At 38.1% G+C, this 25,414-nt stretch carries 26 protein-coding genes; 15 read left to right on the top strand and 11 right to left on the bottom strand.

The window, feature by feature from the left end; genetic code table 11:
* Positions 1-68 precede the first annotated feature (68 nt).
* From leuS to A3Q34_RS15080, 15 genes are all read left to right on the top strand, one after another.
* Positions 69-2,672, top strand: coding sequence for a leucine--tRNA ligase (gene leuS, locus A3Q34_RS15150; protein WP_070376109.1), 2,604 nt, complete (start codon positions 69-71; stop codon positions 2,670-2,672).
* Between the two features lie 29 nt (positions 2,673-2,701).
* Positions 2,702-3,223: an LPS-assembly lipoprotein LptE gene (locus A3Q34_RS15145; RefSeq protein ID WP_231907366.1), complete on the top strand. Its 522-nt coding sequence runs from the start codon at positions 2,702-2,704 to the stop codon at positions 3,221-3,223.
* On the top strand, positions 3,223-4,266 hold the full coding sequence (gene holA, locus A3Q34_RS15140) for a DNA polymerase III subunit delta (RefSeq protein WP_070376108.1): 1,044 nt from the start codon (positions 3,223-3,225) through the stop codon (positions 4,264-4,266). Before A3Q34_RS15145 ends, holA begins: the two co-directional genes overlap by 1 nt.
* Positions 4,253-4,921, top strand: coding sequence for a nicotinate-nucleotide adenylyltransferase (gene nadD, locus A3Q34_RS15135; protein WP_070376107.1), 669 nt, complete (start codon positions 4,253-4,255; stop codon positions 4,919-4,921). Before holA ends, nadD begins: the two co-directional genes overlap by 14 nt.
* Before the next feature lie 70 nt (positions 4,922-4,991).
* Entirely contained in the window at positions 4,992-5,309 is a 318-nt protein-coding gene (gene rsfS / locus A3Q34_RS15130) for a ribosome silencing factor (protein ID WP_070376106.1), read from the top strand.
* 28 nt (positions 5,310-5,337) lie between these two features.
* A complete protein-coding gene (gene rlmH, locus A3Q34_RS15125) occupies positions 5,338-5,808 on the top strand; it encodes a 23S rRNA (pseudouridine(1915)-N(3))-methyltransferase RlmH (RefSeq protein WP_070376105.1) in 471 nt (156 codons plus the stop codon).
* Between the two features lie 2 nt (positions 5,809-5,810).
* The gene (mrdA, locus tag A3Q34_RS15120; protein WP_070376104.1) at positions 5,811-7,808 is read left to right on the top strand and encodes a penicillin-binding protein 2; all 1,998 of its coding nucleotides are present in this window, start codon (positions 5,811-5,813) and stop codon (positions 7,806-7,808) included.
* A complete protein-coding gene (gene rodA / locus A3Q34_RS15115; RefSeq protein ID WP_083278045.1) occupies positions 7,808-8,923 on the top strand; it encodes a rod shape-determining protein RodA in 1,116 nt (371 codons plus the stop codon). The genes mrdA and rodA overlap by 1 nt, the downstream gene beginning before the upstream one ends.
* A 30-nt stretch (positions 8,924-8,953) precedes the next feature.
* Complete coding sequence (locus tag A3Q34_RS15110) at positions 8,954-9,748, top strand: septal ring lytic transglycosylase RlpA family protein (RefSeq protein WP_269447158.1); 795 nt, start codon at positions 8,954-8,956, stop codon at positions 9,746-9,748.
* Between the two features lie 102 nt (positions 9,749-9,850).
* Complete coding sequence (locus A3Q34_RS15105) at positions 9,851-11,038, top strand: serine hydrolase (RefSeq protein ID WP_083278044.1); 1,188 nt, start codon at positions 9,851-9,853, stop codon at positions 11,036-11,038.
* A gap of 172 nt (positions 11,039-11,210) precedes the next feature.
* Positions 11,211-11,474: a DUF493 family protein YbeD gene (gene ybeD / locus A3Q34_RS15100; protein ID WP_070376102.1), complete on the top strand. Its 264-nt coding sequence runs from the start codon at positions 11,211-11,213 to the stop codon at positions 11,472-11,474.
* A 142-nt stretch (positions 11,475-11,616) separates the two neighbouring features.
* On the top strand, positions 11,617-12,240 hold the full coding sequence (lipB, locus tag A3Q34_RS15095; protein WP_220463210.1) for a lipoyl(octanoyl) transferase LipB: 624 nt from the start codon (positions 11,617-11,619) through the stop codon (positions 12,238-12,240).
* Positions 12,230-13,198, top strand: coding sequence for a lipoyl synthase (gene lipA, locus A3Q34_RS15090; RefSeq protein ID WP_070376100.1), 969 nt, complete (start codon positions 12,230-12,232; stop codon positions 13,196-13,198). The genes lipB and lipA overlap by 11 nt, the downstream gene beginning before the upstream one ends.
* 247 nt (positions 13,199-13,445) lie before the next feature.
* Positions 13,446-13,826 (top strand): GntR family transcriptional regulator, encoded by a 381-nt coding sequence (locus A3Q34_RS15085; RefSeq protein WP_070376099.1) that lies wholly within the window; start codon positions 13,446-13,448, stop codon positions 13,824-13,826.
* Positions 13,827-13,836: 10 nt separating this feature from the next.
* On the top strand, positions 13,837-14,700 hold the full coding sequence (locus A3Q34_RS15080) for a hypothetical protein (RefSeq protein WP_070376098.1): 864 nt from the start codon (positions 13,837-13,839) through the stop codon (positions 14,698-14,700).
* A 78-nt stretch (positions 14,701-14,778) separates the two neighbouring features.
* On the opposite strand, the gene A3Q34_RS15075 is transcribed toward A3Q34_RS15080, so the two are convergent.
* From A3Q34_RS15075 to iscU, 11 genes are all read right to left on the bottom strand, one after another.
* Entirely contained in the window at positions 14,779-16,179 is a 1,401-nt protein-coding gene (locus tag A3Q34_RS15075) for a hypothetical protein (RefSeq protein ID WP_070376097.1), read from the bottom strand.
* Positions 16,180-16,311: 132 nt separating this feature from the next.
* Positions 16,312-16,644, bottom strand: a complete 333-nt coding sequence (locus tag A3Q34_RS15070; protein ID WP_070376096.1) for a PBPRA1643 family SWIM/SEC-C metal-binding motif protein — start codon at positions 16,642-16,644, stop codon at positions 16,312-16,314.
* Between the two features lie 288 nt (positions 16,645-16,932).
* Positions 16,933-17,517, bottom strand: a complete 585-nt coding sequence (locus A3Q34_RS15065; protein ID WP_070376095.1) for a YceI family protein — start codon at positions 17,515-17,517, stop codon at positions 16,933-16,935.
* 35 nt (positions 17,518-17,552) lie between these two features.
* On the bottom strand, positions 17,553-18,128 hold the full coding sequence (locus tag A3Q34_RS15060) for a cytochrome b (RefSeq protein ID WP_197517602.1): 576 nt from the start codon (positions 18,126-18,128) through the stop codon (positions 17,553-17,555).
* Positions 18,129-18,276: 148 nt separating this feature from the next.
* Entirely contained in the window at positions 18,277-18,906 is a 630-nt protein-coding gene (cobO, locus tag A3Q34_RS15055) for a cob(I)yrinic acid a,c-diamide adenosyltransferase (protein ID WP_070376094.1), read from the bottom strand.
* A gap of 169 nt (positions 18,907-19,075) precedes the next feature.
* Positions 19,076-21,463, bottom strand: coding sequence for a bifunctional diguanylate cyclase/phosphodiesterase (locus A3Q34_RS15050; protein ID WP_197517601.1), 2,388 nt, complete (start codon positions 21,461-21,463; stop codon positions 19,076-19,078).
* Between the two features lie 250 nt (positions 21,464-21,713).
* Positions 21,714-22,052 carry an ISC system 2Fe-2S type ferredoxin gene (gene fdx / locus A3Q34_RS15045; RefSeq protein ID WP_070376092.1) on the bottom strand — a complete coding sequence of 113 codons (339 nt, stop codon included), beginning with the start codon at positions 22,050-22,052 and terminating at the stop codon, positions 21,714-21,716.
* 21 nt (positions 22,053-22,073) lie between these two features.
* Positions 22,074-23,936 (bottom strand): Fe-S protein assembly chaperone HscA, encoded by a 1,863-nt coding sequence (gene hscA, locus A3Q34_RS15040; protein WP_070376091.1) that lies wholly within the window; start codon positions 23,934-23,936, stop codon positions 22,074-22,076.
* A 115-nt stretch (positions 23,937-24,051) separates the two neighbouring features.
* Positions 24,052-24,582 (bottom strand): co-chaperone HscB, encoded by a 531-nt coding sequence (gene hscB / locus A3Q34_RS15035; RefSeq protein ID WP_070376090.1) that lies wholly within the window; start codon positions 24,580-24,582, stop codon positions 24,052-24,054.
* Between the two features lie 106 nt (positions 24,583-24,688).
* A complete protein-coding gene (gene iscA / locus A3Q34_RS15030) occupies positions 24,689-25,012 on the bottom strand; it encodes an iron-sulfur cluster assembly protein IscA (RefSeq protein WP_070376089.1) in 324 nt (107 codons plus the stop codon).
* Positions 25,013-25,027: 15 nt separating this feature from the next.
* Positions 25,028-25,408: a Fe-S cluster assembly scaffold IscU gene (gene iscU, locus A3Q34_RS15025; protein WP_070376088.1), complete on the bottom strand. Its 381-nt coding sequence runs from the start codon at positions 25,406-25,408 to the stop codon at positions 25,028-25,030.
* Between the last annotated feature and the right edge of the window lie 6 nt (positions 25,409-25,414).

Genomic DNA, 25,414 nt, shown 5'->3' with positions numbered 1-25,414 from the left:
TGATCGCGGTCAATTTACTATTGATTGGCTAATGAACACCACATTCTAAAGTGTTTGAGAAATCTTTAATGGAATCCATTTACAATCCCCAAGCTATCGAAGCGCAAGTTCAAAAATTTTGGACTGATAACAATACCTTTAAAGCCGAAGAAAAGCCCGGCCAAGAAAAATATTACTGTCTTGCTATGTTCCCTTATCCAAGTGGACGTTTACATATGGGGCATGTGCGTAATTATAGTTTAGGCGATGTTATCTCTCGCTATCAACGCCTGCAAGGCAAAAATGTTATGCAACCTATGGGTTGGGACGCATTTGGTTTGCCTGCAGAAAATGCGGCAATTAAAAACAAAACAGCGCCGGCTAAATGGACCTATGAAAATATTGATTACATGCGTAACCAATTACAATCACTGGGTTTTGCTTACGACTGGAGCCGTGAATTAGCGACGTGTAAAAAAGACTATTACAAATGGGAACAATGGTTCTTTACGCAACTTTACGAAAAAGGTTTAGTTTATAAGAAAAATGCTACGGTCAACTGGGATCCCGTTGATCAAACAGTATTAGCAAACGAACAGGTTATTGACGGACGCGGTTGGCGTTCAGGCGCACCGGTTGAACGTAAAGAAATTCCACAGTGGTTTATTAAAATTACTGATTACGCTGAAGAGTTACTTACAGATTTAGACCAACTTACCGAATGGCCAGAACAAGTTAAGACCATGCAACGTAATTGGATTGGCCGCAGCGAAGGTATTGAAATGACCTTCCAAGTTGCAGATTCAGATGAAAGCTTTGACATCTACACTACACGTCCAGATACACTTATGGGAGTTACTTACGTAGCACTTGCTGCGCAGCATCCACTGGCTTTAGCTGCAGCAAAAAACAACCCAGCTTTGAGTGACTTTATTACTGAATGTAAAACCAATAAATCTACCGAAGCCGATATGGCAACGATGGAGAAAAAAGGTGCCGATACCGGTCTTAAAGCGATTCACCCACTAACGGGTAACATCGTTCCAGTATGGGCAGCAAACTTTGTCTTAATGGATTACGGTTCAGGTGCGGTAATGTCTGTTCCTGGCCACGATCAACGTGACTTCGAATTTGCCACTAAATACGGTTTGGACATTACCCAAGTTATTGCTGGTAGCAAAGACGACGATTTCAGTAAAGCAGCAATTACTGAAAAGGGTTTGTTAATTAATTCAGGTGAATACGACGGTTTAGACTTTGAAGCGGCCTTTAAAGCGATATCAGAAAGATTAATCAGTGAAAACAAAGGCTCTGTAAAAGTTAACTACCGTTTGCGTGACTGGGGCGTTTCTCGTCAGCGTTATTGGGGTACTCCCATTCCTATGATGCACCTAGCAAATGGTGAATCTGTCGCTGTACCTCTTGACCAGTTACCCGTTGAGTTGCCTGAAGATGTTATCATGAATGGCGTTACATCACCGATTAAAGACAATCCTGAGTGGGCAAAAACCACTTATAACGGTGAAGAAGCATTCCGTGAAACTGATACTTTTGATACGTTCATGGAATCCTCTTGGTATTACGCACGTTACTGTTCACCGAACGATGATACCCAAATGATTGATCCCGCTAAGGCAAATTATTGGCTACCTGTTGATCAATACATCGGCGGGATTGAGCATGCTATTTTACATTTACTTTACGCACGTTTTTTCCACAAGTTATTGCGTGACGCCGGTTTAGTAAACTGTGATGAACCGTTTAAAAAGTTATTATGTCAGGGCATGGTATTAGCAGATACTTATTACCGCGAAGCAGATAATGGTGGTCAAGATTGGATTTCACCAACAGACGTAGACGTTGAGCGTGATGAAAAAGGACAAGTTACTGCGGCTGTTAGCAAGCTTGACGGCAAACCAGTTATTTCTGCTGGTATGAGTAAAATGTCAAAGTCAAAAAATAACGGCATCGACCCACAAGAAGTTATCGGTAAATATGGCGCAGATACTGTACGTTTATTTATTATGTTTACTTCACCACCAGAGCAAACCCTTGAATGGTCTGATTCAGGTGTTGAAGGTGCACACCGTTTCTTAAAGCGTGTTTGGAAACTCGCCTTTGACTTTAGCGAGCAAGTCAAAGAACATGGCGAAGTGGCGTTACTGAGCACATTAACCTTAAATGCAGCGCAGAAAACATTACGCCGCGAGTTGCACAAAACTATAGCAAAAGTCAGTGATGATATTGGCCGAAGAAACACCTTTAATACCGCTATAGCTTCAATAATGGAATTAATGAACCATTTATCGAAAGCAAGTTTGGTTAGTGTTGAAGACAGAGCAGTTATGCAAGAAGCCGTTCGCGCGGTCATTATAATGTTGACACCAATTACACCACATATGTGTCATGAAATTTGGAAAACATTAGGTGGCGCTAATAACGATAATGCTTCGATTGAAGAAGCATCTTGGCCTATCGTTGATGAGAGTGCTTTGGTTGAAGACCAGAAGTTAATTATCGTGCAAGTTAACGGTAAGGTACGTGCAAAAATTACCGTTTCAGCCAACGCCAGCAAAGAAGAAGTTGAAGCCTTAGGTTTAAGTGATGAAACAGTGGTCCGCTTTATTGATGATAAGACAATTCGTAAAGTTATCTATATACCGGGTAAACTTTTAAACATTGTTGCTAACTAATCGCGAAAAAGTCCTACAAGGTAATAAGAATGAGCCATATGCACAAAAAAAAGACAAAACACCAAACACGGGTAGCCACGGCTACTTTGGTGTTACTCACCTTGTTTTTATCAAGCTGTGGCTTTGCTTTACGCGGTGATTACTTATTATCGCCGCAACTGCAAACTTTGCACTTAAGTTCCGCTGATAAATTTGGTGAACTTACTCGCCAAGTTAAGCAGCACTTAACGATAAATAAAATAAAGTTGCTGAGTCAAGCTACAGAGAATGTCCCGCAACTTAAACTTTCAAAAGACAGCCTAAATCGTCGCACTTTATCCGTATTTCCAAATGGGCAAGTGGCAGAATACGAATTGATTTATACCGTTAGATATCAGCTAGTACTTTCACAAAATGATGTTCGCTCTTTTGTTTTTGAACTTAATCGCGATTATCAAGATGATCCCAATATTGCACTTGCTAAAAGTCGGGAACTGGAATTAATGTTAAGTGAAATGCGTAAAGAAGCGGCTAATAAAATCTTACGCGACCTCTCTACGATTAAAATCTAATGCGGATCTATCATAACCAGCTATCTAATACCCTCAATCAGGGGTTTAAGCCTGTTTGGTTAGTTTTTGGTGATGAGCCTTGGCAAAAGAACAACAGCTTAACCGCAATAAAACAGCACTGTCAGCAACAGGGGTTTAGTGAAGTTATCCGTTTTAGTGCTGACGATAAATTTGACTGGAACCTTTTGGTTGAAGAGTATCAAGCGATGAGCCTATTTTCAGCACAGCGCATCATTGAAATAGAACTGGTCACCGGGAAAATAGCTGACGCCGGCAGTAAAATACTACTTAAACTCAGTGAAAACTTTCATCCTGATGTACAGCTAATCTTTCATGGCCCTAAAATCGACAGTGCGGGTCAAAAACGAAAATGGTTTAAATCATTAGAACAGTTAGGTTGTTTTGTCCCGCTTTATGATATTGAAGGTCGTCAATTACAACAGTGGTTAAATCAACAAATAAAACAGCATAAATTAAATATTCATCACGATGTCACCCCATTGATGATAGAGCTTTTTGAAGGTAACTTACCGGCTTTAGAACAAGAATTACAAAAATTTTCATTGTTGTTTGGTACACAACTAATTGTTGCTGAAGACGCAGAAAAATTACTCATTAAACAAGCAAAATTTAACCCTTTTCAGGTGGTTGATACCTTACTTAGTGGTGACTTGCAAAAATGTATTGGCATGTTAGATCAACTGCAACACGAAGGCGCCGCAATCGGTCAGCTTATTTGGTTTATTCACAAAGAGATAGCGCAATTATCAACTATGCTAGAGCAAATTGAACAAGGTGAGAGTATCGATAGTATTTATAAAAAATATCGAATATGGGATAAAAAGAAACCTTTGTATCAGTATGCCCTTAAACATATTAGTCGTGACAATATTTACCAAGCTCAAGCGCGTTTAGCACAAACTGACTTGATCAGTAAAACCAGTAGTGACTTTAATCCTTTTATATTACTGGCAGATGTTTGTATAAGTCTCTATCACGGGCAAACCACCAAAAAATTCAATTTAGATTATGAATTCGGCTAAGCGAGTAAGCGAAATTAAGAAAGATATTGCCATAATGGGGGGAACATTTGATCCTATCCATAATGGCCATATTGAAACAGCAAAAGAAACAGCAGCATGGCTTAATGTTGAACAACTCTTCTTTTTACCTGCCCATTTGCCGCCTCATAAAAACACCACAACAGCCAGCGCTAAGCACCGAACAGCTATGGTGAACCTTGTTTGCCAACAGCAGCCATTATTTCAGCTTGATAATCGCGAATTAAAACGACATAGCGCTTCTTATACCGTCACAAGTTTACGTGAAATAAAACAAGAGCAACCCAACAGTCGGGTTTTTTTTATCATAGGGATGGACTCGTTCCTTAACTTTACTCTATGGCATCAATGGCAAACTATTTTGTCACTCTGTCATATTGTCGTCAATATTCGACCTGGCTATCAATTAAATCAAATTAATACCGCCACTCAACAACTATTAAAAAACCATCAAATAGATGACCTAGCAGAAATAAAGCAACAAGATGCTGGCGGCATTATTTTCCATCAAAACCAGTCGCTTAATATTTCTTCAAGTGAAATACGCCAACAACTTTTAAGCAATAAAAAACAGAATAATCACCTAACAGAATGCGTACATCATTACATTATTGAAAAAAAACTCTATCAAAAATAATTTGCTAGTTAACCTGCAGAAAAAATGATGATATTATAGCGCATTATTATTTACACTAAGAGTAATTCCCTTGCAAGTTGAAGCGTTAAACGCATTTGTTATTGAAAAAATCGAAGAAATGAAAGGTCGTGACATCACGACTTTAGACATCGGAAAAAAATCAGGCTTTGCTGATTATATGGTTGTCTGTTCAGGTAACTCGAATCGCCATGTTAAATCTATTGCACAATCGGTTGCCATCGAATGCCGCGCTAAAGGTATTGAGCCGTTAGGTATTGAAGGTAATGATGTTGGCGAATGGGCGTTAGTTGATTTAGGCAATTTAATTGTTCACGTAATGACAGACGAAATTCGTGACCGTTACCAGTTAGAAGAATTGTGGAACTAAGCTAATAGTGAAGGTAAACTAAACTATTATGCGACTTACCTTATATGCTGTTGGCAATAAAATGCCAGCATGGGTTACTCAAGGCTTTAACGAATATTGTCGTCGATTTCCGCGCGACATGTCGTTTCATTTAGTAGAAATCCCGCCAGGTAAGCGTGGTAAAAACGCCGATATAGCTCGCATTCTAGAAAAAGAAGGCGAATTATTACTAAACGCAATCCCAAAAGGTAACCGTATTGTTACGCTTGAAGTGGAAGGTAAACCGTGGACAACACCACAACTTGCCCAACAACTTAAGCGTTGGCAATTAGACAGCCGCGATGTGGCTTTACTTATTGGTGGCCCCGAAGGTTTAGCCCCCGCTTGTATTAAAGCTTCAGAACAAAAATGGTCTTTATCGCCATTAACCTTGCCACATCCAATGGTGCGTATTGTTGTTGCTGAAAGTCTGTATCGAGCTTGGAGCATTAACAATAACCACCCGTATCACCGAGAGTAATAATGGCATCGAACAAACGTGTTGCTATTCGAAACCATTCGGCAGAAGCTAATTTATTTGCGCGCAGAACCTTTATTGCTTTTATCGGTATACTCGCTTTATTGTTAACCTTAATTAGCAATATCTACGAGTTAGAAATTAATTCTTATGAAAAATATCAAACTCGCTCTAATTCCAATCGAATAAAACTCCTTCCCGTTGCACCTAATCGCGGACTAATTTACGATCGTAATGGCATTCTACTCGCTGATAACAAACCCGTTTATTCACTGGAGGTTATTGCTGAGCAAACGGTTGATTTGAAGAAACACATTGTAGAAGTCAGTGAGTTGCTTGATATCAGTGAAGAAAAGCAGCAAAAACTTTTTGAAGCGCTAAAAAGTAAACGACGCTTTAAACCGGTAGAACTGCACTCGCGGTTAAGCGCACAGCAAGTTGCATTATTTTCTGTCAATCAACACAAATTCCCTGGTTTTTTTATTGATGCTCGTCTTAAAAGATACTACCCATTTGGTGATTTAACGACCCACTCTTTGGGTTATGTTGCCCGCATTAACCTTAAAGATTCAATTCGTTTGGCCGAAGAAAATTTAGATGAAGATTATGCAGCAACGCGTAACATAGGTAAGCTTGGTTTAGAAAAATATTATGAAAATATTCTTCATGGCACTATTGGTCATCAAGAAGTTGAAATAAATAATCAAGGTCGCATTATAAGAACGCTTGATTATGCGCCCCCAATATCAGGCAAAAACTTAACCCTAAGTATTGATATTGAATTACAAATGATTGCTAAACGTGCCTTAGCTGGTAAGCGTGGCGCTGTAGTAGCAATTGATCCACGAAGTGGTGAGATATTGGCAATGTATTCAAACCCAAGTTATGACGGAAACTTATTTGTTCATGGCATTAGCAGTAAGAACTATCGTAAATTACTTAATCCTAAAAACGACAGACCATTACTTAATCGAAGTGTACAAGGTTACCCACCCGCCTCAACAGTCAAACCTTTGCTCGGATTAACAGGATTAGAAGCAGGTGTAATCACCAATAAATCACGCTTCTACGACCCTGGCTGGTTTCAGCTAAAAGGTCTTGAACGTAAATACCGTGATTGGTGGGCGCCCGGTCATGGCTGGGTAGATCTTAATCAAGCCATTGAACACTCATGTAATGTTTTCTTTTATAATTTAGCGTATCAATTAGATATTGATACGATTACCGACATGATGGAAAAATTTGGTTTTGGCGATCTTACGGGTGTTGATATCTGGGAAGATAAACGCGCTATTTTGCCTGGTAGAGAAACCAAGCGTAGTCGATACAATAAACCTTGGTATACCGGCGATACAATCGCGGTTGGTATTGGTCAAGGCTATTGGACAGTAACACCGTTACAGCTAGCTCAAGCTTTTTCTATTTTAACGAATAAAGGCGACATTAAAATCCCACATTTTTTACGTGCTACTACCGAGTTAGTCGTGGAAGAAGTTCAAATCAATGAGGAAATCACCACCGCTGAGCGTGATGCTGATATTGTCAATAAAATGGTCACTAAGATGGCAGAATATGATGATAAACCTCCGATTATTTTAAAAGACAATAAACACTGGGATTTAGTGCTTGATGCTATGCATAACACGGCACAAAAGAAATATCCTGCATTTAAAGGTGCTCGCTATGACGCCGCAGGAAAGTCGGGTACAGCACAACTTATTGCAAAAAAACAAGATGAAAAATATGATGCAGAAGCCACTAAAGAAAGGCAGCGAAACAATGCTATGTTTGTCGCTTTTGCTCCTTATGAGAATCCAGAAATAGTGGTTGCTGTTGTCGTTGAAAATGTTTTAGAAGGCGGTGGTGGTTTTAATGCTGCGCCCGTAGCGCGCCAAGTTATGGATCAATATTTTGGTGATAGAGTCATTATTAGTACCGATAAAAGTAAGCATCCACAACACAATAATGTTTATGGTGTTGACAAAAACACAGGACGTAACTAGTGCGTAATATTGGCCATGATCAACAAAAGCAGCGAAGTTTCTGGCAAAGAATTCATATTGACTTGCCTCTTTTATTGGGTATTTTAGCATTAATGACCTTAGGGCTATTTGTTGTTTATAGTGCAGGTGGCCAAGAAACTGCCATTGTTTACCGTCAAATAACCCGCTTAGGTATAGCATTGTTGGTGATGTTCGCCGTTGCTCAAATCCCTCCCCTTTCCTATCAAAAATGGGCGGTGCCCGTATTTATTTTAGGTTTGCTGCTCTTAATCGCCGTACTTTTATTCGGTCATATAGGTAAAGGCGCACAGCGTTGGTTAGACTTGGGTTTTATGAAATTTCAGCCTTCTGAAATAATGAAACTGATTGTCCCCATTATGATCGCTTGGTATGTTAGCCAATATGACTTACCCGCTAAAATATCGACCATCACCATTGCATTTATTTTAGTGTTATTGCCAACCTTATTAATTGCTAAGCAACCTGATTTAGGTACGTCACTGTTAATCGCCAGTTCAGGTGTTTTTGTGATTTTTCTTGCCGGAGCAAGCTGGAAACTCATTATCGCTTGTATTGGCTTAGCATCGGCATTTGCACCCATTCTCTGGATGTTTTTGATGAAGCCCTATCAGAAGCAGCGTGTATTAACTTTTCTTGACCCAGAGCAAGACCCACTTGGCTCTGGATATCATATCATTCAATCAAAAATAGCCATTGGTTCAGGTGGTTTACATGGCAAAGGTTGGTTACAAGGTACACAGTCGCAACTAGAATTTTTACCTGAACGCCATACCGACTTTATTTTCGCGGTGTTTAGTGAAGAATTTGGCTTTGTAGGTGTCGCCGTACTGCTCAGTGTCTATTTAATAATAGTAATGCGAGGCTTATGGATTGCTGTCCATGCCGACCATGCATTCACAAAACTTTTAGCCGGTAGTATAACTTTAACCTTTTTCGTTTATGTTTTTGTCAATATAGGTATGGTGTCTGGATTATTGCCTGTTGTTGGCGTTCCTTTGCCCTTAGTCAGTTACGGTGGAACATCGATGGTGACATTACTTGCAGGTTTTGGCATGCTAATGGCGATTAGTACCCATAAGCGTTTTATTGCTTAAATTGATTAACAACATAAAAAGAATCTGCCAGTGAAAATACAATTATTAATAATCACGCTTTTAGTCTCGATTTCTGCCTGCAGTGTCAATACCGGACGCTATCAACAACACAAAGATAGTATGCCCAGCCGAGCGCCTACCGCAAGTGAGCTTATTGATATTACGCCAAGAGCAGAACCCCATAGTAGAGGCGGTAATAGAAGCCAGTATCAAGTGCGCGGCAAAACTTATTCGGTATTAAAAAGTGCTGAAAATTTTAGCCAAACGGGTATTGCTTCCTGGTATGGTGAAAAATTTCATGGTCATTTAACCTCAAATGGTGAAATTTATAATATGTACGCTATGAGTGCGGCTCATAAAAATTTACCCCTACCCACTTACTTAAAAGTCACTAACAACGCCAATAGTCAATCAGTAATTGTTAGAGTAAATGACCGCGGACCCTTTCATCAAAACCGAATTATTGATTTATCGTACAGTGCGGCTTATAAACTGGGTATGATGAAAACAGGCGTGGCTAATGTAACGATCACTGCTATTACTGATTTTTCTGTTACTGAGATAAAAGAAAAACTGACTGAAAACAACTTATCTACAGATAGTGAACAACGTAAATATATTCAAGTTTTCGCCACTAAGAATGAAGTGCTTGCCAATAAAACAGCCCAAGCCCTAGAGAATTTATATCAAATAAATACCATAATCCCAATGAATGATGGCCTTTTTCGTGTACAAATGGGCCCAATCAACGATGAAGAGGCGTTAAACACCCTATTGACCAGTTTAAAAAAATCAGGTTATCCAAAAGCATTCAGTCTGAAGTAATCATTCGTAACAATTTGCCACGATAGCACCATAGCAATCAGTAACAAAGATGGTATACTGCTGAAAAATTCTTCTTTTATCATTCAGTTTCGTAGGAATATTATGACTTACCCATTAGCTAAAAAAACGGCTAAAACCTCAACAAAACTTCTCTGCCTTTTAGGCGCAATTTCTTTAACTTTTTCATCTTTTTCCCAAGCATTAACCATTATTCCCTCACCACCAGAAGTTAAAGCAAAAGGTCATATCCTTATTGATTTCAATACAGGTAAAGTTCTTGCAGAGAGTAATGCCGATGCTTTGTTAGCGCCAGCTAGCTTAACAAAGATGATGACCAGTTATATCATAGGTAAAGAATTAGCCAGTGGCAATATCAACAACACTGACTTAGTTAAAGTCAGTGAAAAAGCTTGGGCAAAGAACTTCCCGGGTTCATCGCTTATGTTTATTGAAGTTGGTACTGAAGTTTCTGTAGAGTTATTAAATCAAGGGATTATTGTCGCTTCAGGTAATGATGCTTGTGTTGCTATGGCTGAACATATTGCAGGTAGCGAAGGTGCCTTTGCTCAGTTAATGAATGGTCATGCGGCAGCACTAGGAATGAGTTCTAGTTATTTTGAAAACAGCCACGGTCTAGACAGCCAAGAACACAAGACAACACCCCGTGATATGGCAACACTGGCAATGGCACTTATTCGAGATGTACCAGAAGAATATAAAATTTATAGCCAAAAAGTTTTTAGCTATAACAATATTAAACAATACAACCGTAATAATTTATTATGGGATAAAAGCATGAATGTTGACGGTTTAAAAACCGGTCATACCGCTCAGGCAGGTTACAGTTTAGTTTCATCCGCTACCAAAGGCGGAATGCGCTTAGTTAGTGTCGTTATGGGGACGGAAAGCGAACGAGCAAGAAAAGTTGAGAGTAAAAAGTTACTTAATTATGGCTTTCGCTTCTTCGAAACCTATACCCCTTATAAAGCGGGTGATAAATTTGCTACCAATAGAGTTTGGATGGGCGATGTAAAAGAAGTCGACTTGGGTATTTTACTCGATACACCTATTACAGTTCCGCGTGGTCAACGTAAAAATTTAGCAGCCAGTATCGAACTTGACCAACAATTAAAAGCACCGTTAGCTAAGGGAACCGTTGTTGGTAAACTATTTTTACGCTTAGACGGCGAAGACATTGCAGAATACCCATTAGTAACTTTGCAAGAAGTTAATGAAGGCGGCATGTTCAGCAAGTTAGTCGACTATGTGAAACTACAATTTGTGAACTAGTTAGCAAATAAAAAATGTGTCATTTTAAACTCGGCTCATGCCGAGTTTTTTATTATTAAGACAAAATTGTGATTAATAATAAAAGCGGTAAATACAATGATCACATTTTATTTGATTAATGATAAAATACCCCCAGATTGACTATTGACCAAGTACTATTTAGAGAGAGAAAATGAAAACCAAGTTTGATGAATTATTAGAATTTCCGACCGTACTTAACTTTAAAGTTATGGGCGTTGCTTGCGACGAATTACCTGATTTAGTGATTAATGAACTACAAAAGCATGCACCCGGTGATTACTCTCCTAAAATTAAAGCCAGTTCGAAAGGGACTTACCATTCGCTTTCAATTGCGGTGACGGTTACCAGTAAAGAGCATATCGAAACAATTTATACAGAATTAACGGCTATTGATATCGTCCGCTACGTTCTTTAAAAAAATGACGCTTTTGCGTAACGATAATAACCTTAGTATTTGTCCGGTGTATTCCCATTATTATTTGGATATAATCGACATCAATAGAATTAAGTGAAGTATAAACTTGAAAAATTCGTTAATCATTCGACAACTTGCCACTATGGACTACACCAAGGTTTGGCAAGGGATGCAAAAATTTACCGATGATCGTAACGAAGACACTCAAGATGAACTTTGGTTAGTCGAGCATCCAGCCGTTTTCACACAAGGGCAAGCAGGTAAAGAAGAACACTTGCTAATGCCGGGTGATATAGAAGTAGTAAAAGTAGATCGTGGCGGACAAGTGACTTATCACGGCCCTGGTCAACAAGTTATCTACTTTATGATAAATTTACGTCGACGAAAGATGGGCGTGCGTGATTTAGTAACACTACTTGAAAATGGCTTAATTGCCGCATTAGCTGATTTTAACATTATCGCCAAAGCTAGACCTGACGCACCAGGGGTTTATGTTGGCGAAAAGAAAATTGCATCGTTAGGTTTACGAGTGCGTAAAGGTTGCTCTTTTCACGGTTTGGCACTGAATGTAAATATGGACTTATCACCCTTTCTTCGGATAAATCCTTGTGGTTATCAAGGACTAGAAATGGTGCAAACAGCCGATATCAGTCAATTAACAGATACTGCTCAAGCAGGTGAATCCTTAGTAAAACACCTCGCTAAATTATTAAATACCAATAATATCAGTTATAAAACTGGTTGGGACGAAATGAATGACCACTAAAACAACTCGAGTTATCCCTGGCACAAAAATGCGTGATGCAGAAAAAATGGCGCATATCCCTATTCAAATTGTGCCTTCAGAGCGTGAAACCATGCTTAGAAAGCCTAAATGGTTACGTATTAAACTACCACGTACGACAGAACGGATTGATAGTATAAAAGCAGCGCTACGTAAACATGACTTACACTCGGTCTGTGAAGAAGCTTCTTGTCCAAACTTATCGGAGTGCTTTAACCACGGTACCGCCACTTTTATGATCTTAGGTGATATCTGTACACGCCGTTGCCCTTTTTGTGATGTTGGCCACGGTCGACCTTTAGCCCCTAAAGTCGATGAGGCTAAAAAGTTAGCACTAACACTCAAAGATATGAAACTGAAATACGTGGTCATCACTTCGGTTGACCGTGATGATTTACGTGATGGTGGCGCTCAACAGTTTGCTGATTGTATTACTGAAATAGCTATACATGCACCAAATACTAAAGTTGAGATTTTAGTCCCTGATTTTCGTGGTCGTATGGACCGTGCCTTAGAAATTTTAAATGCCAATCCTCCACATGTATTTAATCATAATTTAGAAACAGCACCACGTCTTTATACCAAAGCACGTCCAGGCGCTAACTACCAATGGTCGTTAGATTTACTGAAAAAATTTGGCGAAGCCAATCCAGAAGTACCGACAAAGTCAGGTTTAATGGTTGGCTTAGGTGAAACAGACGAAGAAATTTTACAAGTTATGCGCGACCTCCGAAGCCATGGCGTCACTATGCTTACCATTGGTCAGTATTTACAGCCGAGTAAACATCATTTACCGGTAGAACGCTACGTTCACCCTGATGTTTTCGATATGTATCAAGCTGAAGCTATTAAGATGGGCTTTAACCATGCAGCCTGTGGGCCTTTAGTGCGTTCAAGCTATCATGCTGATAAACAAGCCGCAGGAGAAGAAGTTAAGTAATCCCCTTTGTAAATAACCTTAAGCCTGAATATCTCGATATCACTGATATCACCGAAATATTCAGGCTTTATTGTATACGACCTCTGTACCCACACATCCACGCAAGAACTTGATTTTATTAAAATAAATCACAAACACTTTTCTTAACACCTCAATAGTTCAAAAAACAAACTATTTTTACTTGCCTTGATCGAGGTTATAGTTGTACCATTACCACACACGGAACAACTGGAGCAGACAAAGAAATATGGAAATTACCATTAATATAGAAGATCCGATGCCGTTATTTACACAACTCGTTGAACAAATAAAATCAGCGGTTATTAGCGATAAGGTTAGACCGGGAGACCCACTTCCTTCGATTAGACAATTGGCTAATGATTTAGAGCTCAACAGTAAAACTGTTGCTAAAGCTTACAAATTATTAGAACGAGACTTAGTCATTCAAAGCAAAGGTTATCGAGGTACCTTTGTTCACCCTGATGCAATCGTAAATAGTAAGATGGATTTAAATGCTGATGTTTTAGCACAGTTAGATAATGCTATTTCTGCCTGTAAAACGGCAGGGGTAACCGACTCAGAAATACGTATTGCTTTTAGTAGTGCAATGAACAGTAAAAACAATTAAGGAGCAGAAGATGTCTATTAACATTTTATTTTACACATTATTTTTAAGCCAAATTATACTCATTTCATACTATTACCCTAAGCAAATAATTAAAAAAATTGATGGGGTTTTAAAAAAATTTCCGCCGGAGAGTTATCCAAAACTTTACCCTGAGTCAACTGAACAGGTGAACGTAGCTAAGGTTCGTTATCGATTACTTAATCAAATAATACTGGTTATTGGTCTGATATTACTGGGGTTCTATGTTTTGATGTCAAAAGATTATAGTGATCAGCAGAAATTTGCAGAAGGGTTACCCTTAATGTTTGGTATGGTGCAGTTTATCCCCTATATGTTGTTAGAAGTCTCTGGGTGTAAACAATTTAAACTGATGAGAAAAGCCAATAAGCGTACCAGTCGTACCGCAGATTTGACCCCACGTCACTTGTTCAATTATGTTTCACCTTTATTGATTATTTCAGCTGCGGTGTTATTATTTTCTTATATTTTATTTGATTTATATATTCATGATTTTGCGATTACCAGTGACTTCATGATTAAAATAGTAACGCTGAGTTTGGTACATGCACTCTTTATTGGTTTAGCCGTTTGGCACCTTACCGGCAAACGTTTAGATCCCCACCAAGCCGTGAAGGATAGAAGTAGTCAAACTCAATTTGCTTTACAATCAATGGGCTCAGTGAGTATTTTCTTAAGCTTATTTTTAATGGCAAATACAGCAGTTGATGTTTATCAACTAGGTTATATGGAGATAATTATTAACAGTATCTACTTTCAAGTTATTGCCTTTGTTGGTATTGGCGGTATGCTTAGAACCGTTAAAATAGAGACGATTGATTTTGATGTTTATAAGGCCGATAATTCGATAGTTTAGCGATTGATTAACCGCTAATTTTATTACGGCCAGTTCAACGACAAATAATATATTTGCAAATAAGCTGGCCAACTTATACTAAAGTGGATTTCCTTCAAAATTTTGTTCTGATTTCATCCCTTCGATGTTAATGATTTTCGAACGATTCATTGTTATTTTAAAACGCTGAATGTATTGTTTAGTTTTATTACCCGGTATTTTTTGCTCTTGCACGACCGCTAAATTTATCTGATAACGTCGTTCAACACCTTGATTAGATATCTTGCTGCCATCAAGAGCATATAAACGCCCTTCTCCTTTTTTCAAAAAACGCACAAAAGGTGTTAAATTAAAAAACATCTGGTGCTGAATCTCTTTAAAGCCAGGGATAAACTCTTTAGCAATAACTTTTGAATTACAGCGAAAATGTAAAAGTTGTGCCGCTTGCTTGTTTTGTTGACGGCGTTGTTGAAAATGTTTATTAACAATATCAGGTAAGTCTTTGTTCTTAATATAATCAAGCCATAGGGTTTGCATAGACATTTTATTTTTAGACATACTATCGGTAAATACATGCTGCCACTTGGGTCGTCCTCGCTGAATTTTTCGCCAAAGATAGCGTGTGAGATCATCCTTAAATATTTCACGGACACCATAAATCACCCCTAAAAAAGTGATCAGTACTAAAGTTACTTCGTTAAATGCTGAGCGAGCGTTGAGCACAATTGACATCACGAACGCCATAACGACAGCGGTAATACTACCACGAACTAAGCGTCTTAGATTATTGTCTAGGTCATGAGTGGTTCTTTTAAAGACCACACCAAATTCACTTAATCGCTGCAACAAGCGCATTTTGTTAGTGATACGATTTGGGTCTGCTAGCGTAATTTTTGAATTATACTGGCGCTCTGTTCGGTAATTATTTTCTTGGCGACACAAGGCAAACAACACCTCTCGGGTTTCTGAATGCTCTGAGCTTTTTGGTCCATTGGCAAGTAAATTAAGAAATGACTGTTCGGTGTACCAGCTTAAATAATTATCGACATTTTCAAAGTAAGAACTTAGTTTTTGATCTAAAGGGGTATAGCGGCGCAGTTTTTTTAACAAGCTTTGTGTTTGATCAACCAATTCAAGTGCATATTGATAAAAAATTTCGATATCTTTTTCTTGTAGGGCTTGCTTGATATCTGTTTCGAGTGCGACCCTAAATTGATAAGAAAATAAATTTAAGTTACTGCGATAGTCGCCCTGATCACCCTTTTTTTGACTTATAAATCGGCTACGAACTAAAGGTAAATGCACTTGGCGAGAAAAGTAAGCACTATGGCTTCGGATACTGCTGTGAAAGTAATTATCTTCACTGAGGGTAATAGCATTAATGCCCATTTCTTCGGGAATAGAAAAATAAAGATCAAAACGTTGTGATTCTTGTGGTGATAATTGCTGGCTAACTTTAAATGATAAATTTTCATCTTGCGTTAAGCTGATTTTTTTCACTTAATGATCCTCTCCTATTAACAACAACTGAGGGGTAAGTATCTGTCAATTTTACTCTTTTTACCATAATTGCTTTAATAAAAAAGGCCGAGAAATAATTTCTCAGCCTTTTTTATTAAAACTATGACTTATTTATCCACAGCATTTTTTATATTTTTTAGTACTTCCACAAGAACAAGGATCGTTTCTGTTCGGTGTTTTATCAAAACGCTGTGTTTTAGGGACATTTAATGCCGCTTCCAGCTCAACAATATTCTCTTTTACATCAGCATTAATATCAATCTTAGCAATGAAATTGTGCTCGGTAACAATAGCAATAATTTCTTGCTGTCTTTCTTTTGATGCAACAACAAGCATTAATGGTTTTGCTGCACTACCTAGCTTAACGCCACGATTAGGTTTATAACCTGCACTGCCGTGAGTGCCCATAACATCAGGAGTACCACGATAAAAAAATTTAGACATAAAAGCACCTTAATTGAATGTGAGTGCCGAATAATCAGCCATTAAAAAATTCGCGCGAATTCTAACAGCTAAACGTGATTTTAGCTAAATTTATATAATGTTACCCATAGAGCCAAACCAGACTCAAAGACATAAAACCAGTAGGCGACGACTATTTGTCACCGTTCACCTCTAAAATAAAGATATTGTTATAAAAAAGCCAGCATCAGTGCTGGCTTTGGTTTATAAGTATAGACTTGGACGATATGAATCGACATTAACCGGCTTGGTAAGCCAGACAATCACTTATTACTTCTTTATACCTTCAATATGGAGCTCTAATTCAACATGTGATGAAGCAGGTCCTAACGTGTCTGGAATACCAAAATCAGCTAAACCAATTTTTGTTGTACCGCTAAAGCCAACACGGTAACCACCCCAAGGATCTTTACCCTCACCAATTTTTATCGCGTCAATAATAATGGCTTTACTAACACCGTGTAAGGTTAAAACACCGTTAATTGCTAATTTATTTTGACCATTATCAGTAATGCTAGTGCTGACAAATTTTGCACTACCAAACTTATCCACATCAAGAAAGTCATCACTACGAACATGCTTATCACGTTCGCCATGGTTAGTATTTAAGCTGGTGGTATCCACCAACATTTCAATTTTAGCCGTAGATAAATCAGCTGCATCATAACTAAAACTGCCACTAAATTTATCAAAACGTCCCGTTAACCAACTGTAACCCAAATGCTTAATTTTGAAGTTAACGGAGGCATGCGCGCCTTTGTAATCTACGATGTAGTCTGCTGCATTAACTGTTGGTGTAAAAGCAGATGTCATAAGTAACGTTGGAAATATTGAGGCAAGTAATAATTTTTTCATGTGAGTCCTTTTTTATTTAATCGTATGAATAAAGTCTATTGATTGTTTAAACGCTGATAACCAAGCATTCTTGTTAAGGTGTTATCTTTATCGATAAAATGATGCTTTAGTGCAGCTAATGCATGTAAAACAACAGAACACATCAATAGGTAAGCAAGATATTTATGCACCGCACCAGCAAGATCTTCTTGATTAGTAAACAGTTCACCAAAACTCATTATTGATATCAACTGAAAAACTTCGATTGCACGTCCATCAGCCGTAGAAATTAAATAACCACAGATCATTAAAATAAACAGCGCAGTATACAAAAATAGATGCATAAAATGTCCAAGTTTTTTTTCTGTATCGCTATGTGAATTAAGCGCTTTTGGTTTTATCTGAGCGCTGCGCCAAATCAAACGAAAGACCATTACAAAAAACAAAAGAATACCAATACTTTTATGAAGATCAGGGCCTTGTTTATTCCAAGGATTGTAATAATCGAGATCAACCATCCAGTAGCCCAAAGCAAAGAGCCCAATAACGGTTAATGCAACGAACCAGTGTAAAAAGATACTAACCCAGCCATAGTGCTTTGTGGTATTTTTGATATTAATTTCGATGTTCATGAGTATATTACGATTTAGTTTACTGTTAATAATACTACAGGGGTTTCGTGAACCGATTAAGTTGCTAAAGCGTGATTCATTGTTTCCATATAGCATCTAATTGAGTCGATAATATAAGAATACTCTTGATTTTACTAGATTACCTACTTTACCAGTCAAGTCCTTTTTGTGCTTTAACGCCGGCTTTAAAAGCATGCTTAATTGGCTGAACTTCAGATACAGTATCAGCTAACTCGATTAAACGGCGATGACAAGCGCGTCCTGTTATAAGTACATGCTGCATTTTAGGTCTATTATTCAATGCCTCAATGACTTCGTCTAGTTCAATATAGCCATAAGTCACCATGTAGGTCATTTCATCAAGTAAAACAATATCAAGCGTTTCATCACTCAACATTTCTTTACTTTTTTGCCAAGCGACTTTTGCTGCTGCTACATCAGTTTCGGTACTTTGTGTTTCCCAGGTAAAGCCGGTTCCCATAACATGGTGCTTAACAGCAAATTGCTTGAGAATATTCATCTCGCCACATTCCCATTGAGTGCCTTTAATAAACTGCACCACGCCAGCTTTTTGGCCGTGACCAATAGCACGCAATACCGTACCAAAACCAGAGGTACTTTTACCTTTGCCATTACCCGTTATTACTACAAAAACACCGCGTTCTTCTGTTGCTTGAGCAATTCGTTGGTCAACGTTAGCTTTAATTTTCTTTTGGCGTTCAATATGCTTTTTTTCTTTAGCCGCTGCTTTATCAGCCGCCGAGGGTAAATCACTCATATTATTTCCTATTTAACGCTATCGATTGAAAGTACCCTGACTTTAATCTTTTTATACATTATTTATAATTGACAGAAAGGCTTAAAGTCAGGATATTTTAATTTAACAACAAATCTTCGTTCATGGCTTAATATCGTTTAGCTGGTGGATGATAATTAGCACATAAACCTTAGCTTACTCTGTTTAAAAAAAAGCGTTTAAAGTCGCTCTCAAGTAATGGTTTAGCAATATGATATCCTTGCCCTAAATCGCAACCAATTTCTTTAAGCTTTTGATATTGTTCCGCAGTTTCAATCCCCTCTGCGGTAGTTTTAATCTTTAATGATTTAGCTAAATTAACCACAGCTTCCAGTATCAAGACCTTACTATTGACTGCATTTAAGTCGTCAACAAAGCTTTTATCTATTTTTAAAAAGTCTAAAGAAAATTGGTGTAAATAACTTAACGATGAAAAGCCGGTTCCAAAATCATCTAAGGCGACCGGGATATTAATACTTTTCAAAATGTCTAAATGGTTTTTGACCGCGTCAACGTTTAGGATGAGGCTTTCTTCAGTGATTTCTACACATAATCGATCAGTAATATCGGCAGATATCAGGTGCTGGTCTTGTAAATAGCCAATAAAGTCTTTAGATGCAAAACCTGATGTTGAAACGTTAACACTCAACTTAAATTGTTTTGGTAACCAGTCCGTCCATAGATTTAATTTACTAACCGCAAGCTTGAGCATATAAAGATCAAGCTGTACTATCTGACCTGATTTTTCTAAAATTGGAATAAAAAAATCGGGATACAAAAGTCCTAATTTAGGATGCTGCCAACGTACGAGTATTTCAGCACCAATAACCTTGCCACTGTCAAAATCAATCAAGGGTTGGTAATTACCGATAAACTCTGAATTTTTAACCGCATTATCAAAATCATACTCAACTTTGACATTGGTTGATTTATTTTGTTCTTCGAGTGCTTCGAAGAAAACATACTGATTGCGTCCTTTCAACTTAGCTTGATACATCGCATGATCAGCATCAATCAATAATTGTTCGGCGCTTTCACTTGAATTGTTATAAGTCGCGATACCGATACTGACACTGCTAAAGATATTCAAACCGTCGATATTGAAGGCAGAAGCCGTAGCGACAAGAATACTTTCAGTTATACGGCAGATAGTCTCATAATCAATTTTCCCATCAAGTAGTATGGCAAATTCATCGCCGCCTAAGCGAGCTAACGTATCCGTATTTCTCAATCTAGTCATTATTGCTTGAGCTATACCAATCAGTAATTTGTCGCCAACATGATGACCATAGGTATCATTAATTTGCTTAAACCTGTCTACATCAATAAATAATATCGCTATATTGTCTTGGCGATTATTCTGGCAATGTAAAAATGCATGTTGGGTTCTGTCTTTGAATAGCGAACGGTTCGGTAAATTGGTTAAAGGATCATGTAAGGCTAAAAATTGTAACTTTTGTTTAGCCTCCATTCTTTCGATGGCATTATTGATATGTTTAGCCACAAACATTAACAATTGTTTGTCTTTTTCTTGAAATAAGAATTCAGTACTATAACTTTGTACGACAACTATACCCTTATTTATCCCACTACCAAAAGGCACCCCTAACCAGGCTTTGGGGATGTTACCACGAATATAGATGGCTTTTTCATCAAGCATCTTTTGGATATCTTCTTCATAAAGTAGAAAAGGCTGATCTTTAGCTAACGCATAACCGGTAATACTTAAAAAATTAGGATCGATGTTAATACTAGTAAACGTTGAGCTATCATCAAACTCATCAATAGCATAAGGAAAATCTATTGTTTGCCCATCATCTTTTAATAGCGCAACAAAAAAGTTTTTCGCCAAGGTCAGTCTGCCAATACACTGGTGCAAATATTGATAAAACTCATCAATATTTTTAGTTTTAAAGATAATTTCTGCTATTTCAAACAGTGCATCTTGAATTTTATTAGCATACTCTAAATTTTCTATGACCTCTTCTAGGTCATCGACTTTAATAATTTGAGAAATTTTCATTGCGGTAATTGTTGCTAACGCAGTGAGTGTTTTCAAATGAAACTCAGTGTAAAAATTAACACTGGCATGTTCAGAATCAATAACACCTAATAATTGCTGTTGAAATAAAATAGGAACAGCTAACTCAGATAAGGTCGTTTCATCCTCAACAATATAGCTTTCAAACTCACGGGTATCTTTTACCAATATCGGTTGTTTGGTCGCAGCAACTTTCCCTATAACGCCTTCATTAAAAGGTATGGTCATAGAATTAGAGGAAGTATCTCTTATTGCACTAGTCGTGATTTCCCCCTCATTGAAGGATTTTTTTTTGTCAAAGCCCGACATCCTACTTAGCGTCATACCCCCTGAATCTAAGGTGTAAATAACGGCATCTTCAAAACCTAATTTTTCGACAATATTTTGAGCTAAATATTGCCAAATCTCACTTGGGGTATTTAATAACAATATATCAGTCGCAAACTGATTAGTGATGGTTAAGCTTTTTATCGTTTCTGATTTAGATAGTTCGGACAAATTCATTATGCCTAAAGTTATTTTTAAAATATATTCACTATTATTAAGCGATTACAACACGTAAATATTTATGGTGAGTAAAGCAAATTTTTAATGTCCTGTCTATTTATCTCAGTAATACAGTTGATTTAGCCGTACGGAAAGGTTGACTAAAGTCCTCCTCTAAAAAAATAGTTATAGCGGTGCTACAACAAAAAAGGGCAGTAACATTAACATGTTACTGCCCTATCTATCAAATTGTCAAAAATAACTAGTGGTTTTCAGAAACCATATTGACCGTATATTTTGGGATTTCAACAACCAAGTCTTCATCGCCAACCAGCGCTTGACAGCCTAAACGAGACTCTGGTTCTAATCCCCAAGCTCTATCTAGCATGTCATCTTCAAGTTCATCACTTTCTGCAATTGAATCAAAACCTTCACGTATGATCATATGACAAGTGGTACAAGCACATACTTTTTCACAAGCATGCTCAACGCCAATATCATTACGCAGTGCAACATTTAGTACACTTTCACCCTTTTCTGCCTCAACCACTGCACCATCTGGGCATAAGTCTTCGTTAGGAAGGAATATAATTTTCGCCATTTTCTTAGCTCCTAAAAGTTTTTAAACTTCGTCTACTGAATGTCCTGCTAGTGCTGTTTTTATCGAAGAATCCATACGACGTTCAGCAAAAATAGCGGTACTTTCATTTAATATTTCAATAGCTGCTTCAATATCATCGGCAACCGTGCTTTGGGCAATCTTCGCTAAAGCGGTTATTGCGTTATTTATTGTGGTAATTTCGTCATGATTTAGTAATGCGCTGTCATTAATCAGTGCCGATTGTACTGATTCAATAACTCGTGAGGCTTCAACTTGTTGTTCTTTCAACATACGCGCTTGTATATCTTGCTGAGCATTGCTCATTGAATCTCTGAGCATTTGAGTGATTTCTTGCTCTTCTAAACCAAAGGAGGGCTTCACTGTGATACCTGTTTCAATCCCTGTTGACTTTTCCATGGCTGACACTTCTAATAAACCGTCAGCGTCAACTTTAAACGTAACACGAATATGAGCAGCACCGGCAGTCATCGCTGGAATGCCACGCAATTCAAATCGAGCTAACGAACGACAATCTTCAACAAGCTCACGCTCACCTTGCAACACGTGAACAGCCATTGCCGTTTGCCCATCTTTAAAGGTCGTAAACTCTTGTGCTTTAGCAACGGGAATTGTCGTATTTCTAGGAATAACTTTTTCAACCAATCCGCCCATCGTTTCTAGGCCAAGTGATAGAGGAATAACATCAAGTAACAAAATATCGCTGTCGGGCTTATTACCCGCCAAAATATCGGCTTGAATCGCAGCGCCAATGGCAACCACTTTATCGGGATCAATAGACGTTAACGGTAAGCGATTAAAATATTTTTCAACCTGCTGGCGAACCATAGGAACACGCGTTGAACCACCAACCATCACCACTTCAATGACTTCATCAACGCTAATATCGGCATCTTTTAATGCGCGTCGACAAGCACGTAATGTTTTAGTTACTAGGGTATTGATTAAAGACTCAAACATCACACGATTAACTTCGCCATGTTTTTCATCACCATTTTCTAGTGTTAATGAGAAACTAATAACTTCATTTTCTGTCAGTTGTTCTTTAACGTAACAGGCTTGCTGTAACAATTGACGCTCTATGGTTGCTGACAATGGTCGTTGCAAACCCGTCTGTTCGATAATGTGGTCAACAAGAAGATTGTCAAAGTCATCACCACCTAGCGCTGAATCACCACCGGTCGCTAATACTTCAAAGACACCTTTATTGAGACGTAATACTGAAATATCAAAGGTACCCCCGCCTAAATCATAAACAGCAATAATACCTTCTTTGCCACTGTCTAAACCATAAGCGACCGCAGCGGCTGTAGGCTCATTAAGTAAACGTAAAACTTTTAGATCGGCAAGTTTTGCCGCATCTTTGGTGCTGTGGCGCTGGGCATCATCAAAGTAAGCAGGCACGGTGATAACAACACCGGTCAACTCACCACCTAAAGCATGTTCTGCACGTTGCTTTAAGCTTTTTAATATCTCTGCCGATACTTGCACTGGGTTTACTTCACCAGTACGTGTAGTGATGCTCGGATGACTTTCATCACCTGAAAAGGAATATGGCAGTGAAGGATATTTTTTACGGATATCAGCTAATGAACGACCAATAAGACGTTTAGCTGAGACAATAGTATTTTCTGGATCACTCACCGAATGTGCTTTAGCGGCATGGCCTACTAGTATTTCATTCGCTTGGTAACTCACCACTGAGGGTAATATATCTCGACCTTCGCCATCAACTAAGGTTTCAGATAAACCACTTTTAACGCTGGCGATAAGAGAGTTAGTTGTACCTAAATCAATACCTGCGGCGAGGCGATGTTCATGAGGAACCGTGCTTTGGCCAGGTTCAGCTATTTGTAATAACGCCATTTTTAGACTCTTTTATATTCGATTACGATTAACGGGCGGTATGATATTTCATTGTAAATAAAAAAACATCGATTTGCTGTCATTTTATTAAACTAAAATTCATATGAACTAACGATCAGTCGTCATTGAAAAGTTGATCTTCTAATTTATCGAGATCGACGCGTAACTTTTGATAAAACTTTAACTTTCGTAATTTATCACCCGCCAATAAGTTTGACTGGATGGAGTTTTCATCAAGCAAGGTATGCATCTCTAAAGCGAGTTCTTCAAAGCCGGTATTTAATACTGCTGCATAACTTAGAATGGCAGCTTCATGGTCGTCAGCATGCTTAACATCGTCAAGCATTTCATGTAATTCCATTTGGCGCATTAAAAAACTGTTATCACTAAATGAAGCTTGTTCATTTGGCTGATCACTTTCTCGCAATGTTAATAGATATTGTGCTCGTTTCAAGGGGTGTTTTAGTGTTTGATAGGCATCATTAATTAAGGTTGATCTTTTAACGGCGACTAATTGCTCTTGACTAGAAGCATGAGCGAACTTGTCTGGATGTACTTTTTTTTGTAGTGTTTGGTAAATATCAGCTAATTTATGAACATCGAGTTCATATTGCTCTGTAAAACCGAAAATCTGAAAATAATTCACAAAAACTCCAGCGAACGACTTAACATTAAGTCGTTCACAAAATATATACCACTGCGACTAAGTTACTTGCTACTCAGCAATATTTAAAAGGCTTAGAGACTTGGTATTAAACGTTAAAGCTTTCACCACAACCACACTCGCCTTTGGCATTCGGGTTTGTGAATTTAAAACCTTCGTTTAGACCTTCCTTAACAAAATCAACTTCAATACCATCAAGGTAAACTAAACTTTTTCCATCGATAATGATATTCACATCAGAGATTGAAAACAACGTATCATCTTCATTTAACTCATCAACAAATTCCATCACATAAGCTAAACCAGAACATCCCGTTGTTTTAATACCAAGACGTAAACCGAGACCTTTGCCTCGATTGGTAATAAATGACTGAACACGGTCTGCTGCGTCTTTCGTCATTGTAACACTCATAAATAACTCCGATGTTTAAGCAGTTTTACTGCGGTAATCTTCAATCGCTGCTTTAATAGCATCTTCAGCTAAAATAGAGCAATGAATTTTTACAGGCGGTAAAGCAAGCTCTTCGGCAATAGCAGTATTTTTAATTTTCCCTGCTTCGTCAATTGACTTACCTTTTACCCATTCAGTCACTAATGAACTTGAGGCAATAGCAGAACCACAACCATAAGTTTTAAACTTAGCGTCTTCAATAATACCGTCAGCGTTGATTTTTAGTTGTAACTTCATTACGTCACCACATGCCGGTGCGCCAACCATTCCTGTTGCTACTTGTGGATCGTTTTTATCCATTGAGCCAACATTACGTGGGTTTTCATAGTGATCAATTACTTTTTCTGAATAAGCCATGATTTC

The sequence above is a fragment of the Colwellia sp. PAMC 20917 genome (genome assembly GCF_001767295.1).
Taxonomy (GTDB): Bacteria; Pseudomonadota; Gammaproteobacteria; order Enterobacterales; family Alteromonadaceae; genus Colwellia_A.
The sequence above is the reverse complement of the archived record's forward strand: the minus strand, read 5'-3'. Positions and strand labels throughout refer to the sequence as shown.

What these genes read in the sequence shown, in the direction of transcription:
- leuS (WP_070376109.1), top strand. Translation starts at nt 69, where the DNA reads ATGGAATCCATTTACAATCCCCAAGCTATCGAAGCGCAAGTTCAAAAA.
- A3Q34_RS15145 (WP_231907366.1), top strand. Translation starts at nt 2,702, where the DNA reads ATGAGCCATATGCACAAAAAAAAGACAAAACACCAAACACGGGTAGCC.
- holA (WP_070376108.1), top strand. Translation starts at nt 3,223, where the DNA reads ATGCGGATCTATCATAACCAGCTATCTAATACCCTCAATCAGGGGTTT.
- nadD (WP_070376107.1), top strand. Translation starts at nt 4,253, where the DNA reads ATGAATTCGGCTAAGCGAGTAAGCGAAATTAAGAAAGATATTGCCATA.
- rlmH (WP_070376105.1), top strand. Translation starts at nt 5,338, where the DNA reads ATGCGACTTACCTTATATGCTGTTGGCAATAAAATGCCAGCATGGGTT.
- mrdA (WP_070376104.1), top strand. Translation starts at nt 5,811, where the DNA reads ATGGCATCGAACAAACGTGTTGCTATTCGAAACCATTCGGCAGAAGCT.
- A3Q34_RS15105 (WP_083278044.1), top strand. Translation starts at nt 9,851, where the DNA reads ATGACTTACCCATTAGCTAAAAAAACGGCTAAAACCTCAACAAAACTT.
- ybeD (WP_070376102.1), top strand. Translation starts at nt 11,211, where the DNA reads ATGAAAACCAAGTTTGATGAATTATTAGAATTTCCGACCGTACTTAAC.
- lipB (WP_220463210.1), top strand. Translation starts at nt 11,617, where the DNA reads ATGGACTACACCAAGGTTTGGCAAGGGATGCAAAAATTTACCGATGAT.
- lipA (WP_070376100.1), top strand. Translation starts at nt 12,230, where the DNA reads ATGACCACTAAAACAACTCGAGTTATCCCTGGCACAAAAATGCGTGAT.
- A3Q34_RS15085 (WP_070376099.1), top strand. Translation starts at nt 13,446, where the DNA reads ATGGAAATTACCATTAATATAGAAGATCCGATGCCGTTATTTACACAA.
- A3Q34_RS15080 (WP_070376098.1), top strand. Translation starts at nt 13,837, where the DNA reads ATGTCTATTAACATTTTATTTTACACATTATTTTTAAGCCAAATTATA.
- A3Q34_RS15070 (WP_070376096.1), bottom strand. Translation starts at nt 16,644, where the DNA reads ATGTCTAAATTTTTTTATCGTGGTACTCCTGATGTTATGGGCACTCAC.
- A3Q34_RS15065 (WP_070376095.1), bottom strand. Translation starts at nt 17,517, where the DNA reads ATGAAAAAATTATTACTTGCCTCAATATTTCCAACGTTACTTATGACA.
- A3Q34_RS15060 (WP_197517602.1), bottom strand. Translation starts at nt 18,128, where the DNA reads ATGAACATCGAAATTAATATCAAAAATACCACAAAGCACTATGGCTGG.
- cobO (WP_070376094.1), bottom strand. Translation starts at nt 18,906, where the DNA reads ATGAGTGATTTACCCTCGGCGGCTGATAAAGCAGCGGCTAAAGAAAAA.
- fdx (WP_070376092.1), bottom strand. Translation starts at nt 22,052, where the DNA reads ATGGCGAAAATTATATTCCTTCCTAACGAAGACTTATGCCCAGATGGT.
- hscA (WP_070376091.1), bottom strand. Translation starts at nt 23,936, where the DNA reads ATGGCGTTATTACAAATAGCTGAACCTGGCCAAAGCACGGTTCCTCAT.
- iscA (WP_070376089.1), bottom strand. Translation starts at nt 25,012, where the DNA reads ATGAGTGTTACAATGACGAAAGACGCAGCAGACCGTGTTCAGTCATTT.
- iscU (WP_070376088.1), bottom strand. Translation starts at nt 25,408, where the DNA reads ATGGCTTATTCAGAAAAAGTAATTGATCACTATGAAAACCCACGTAAT.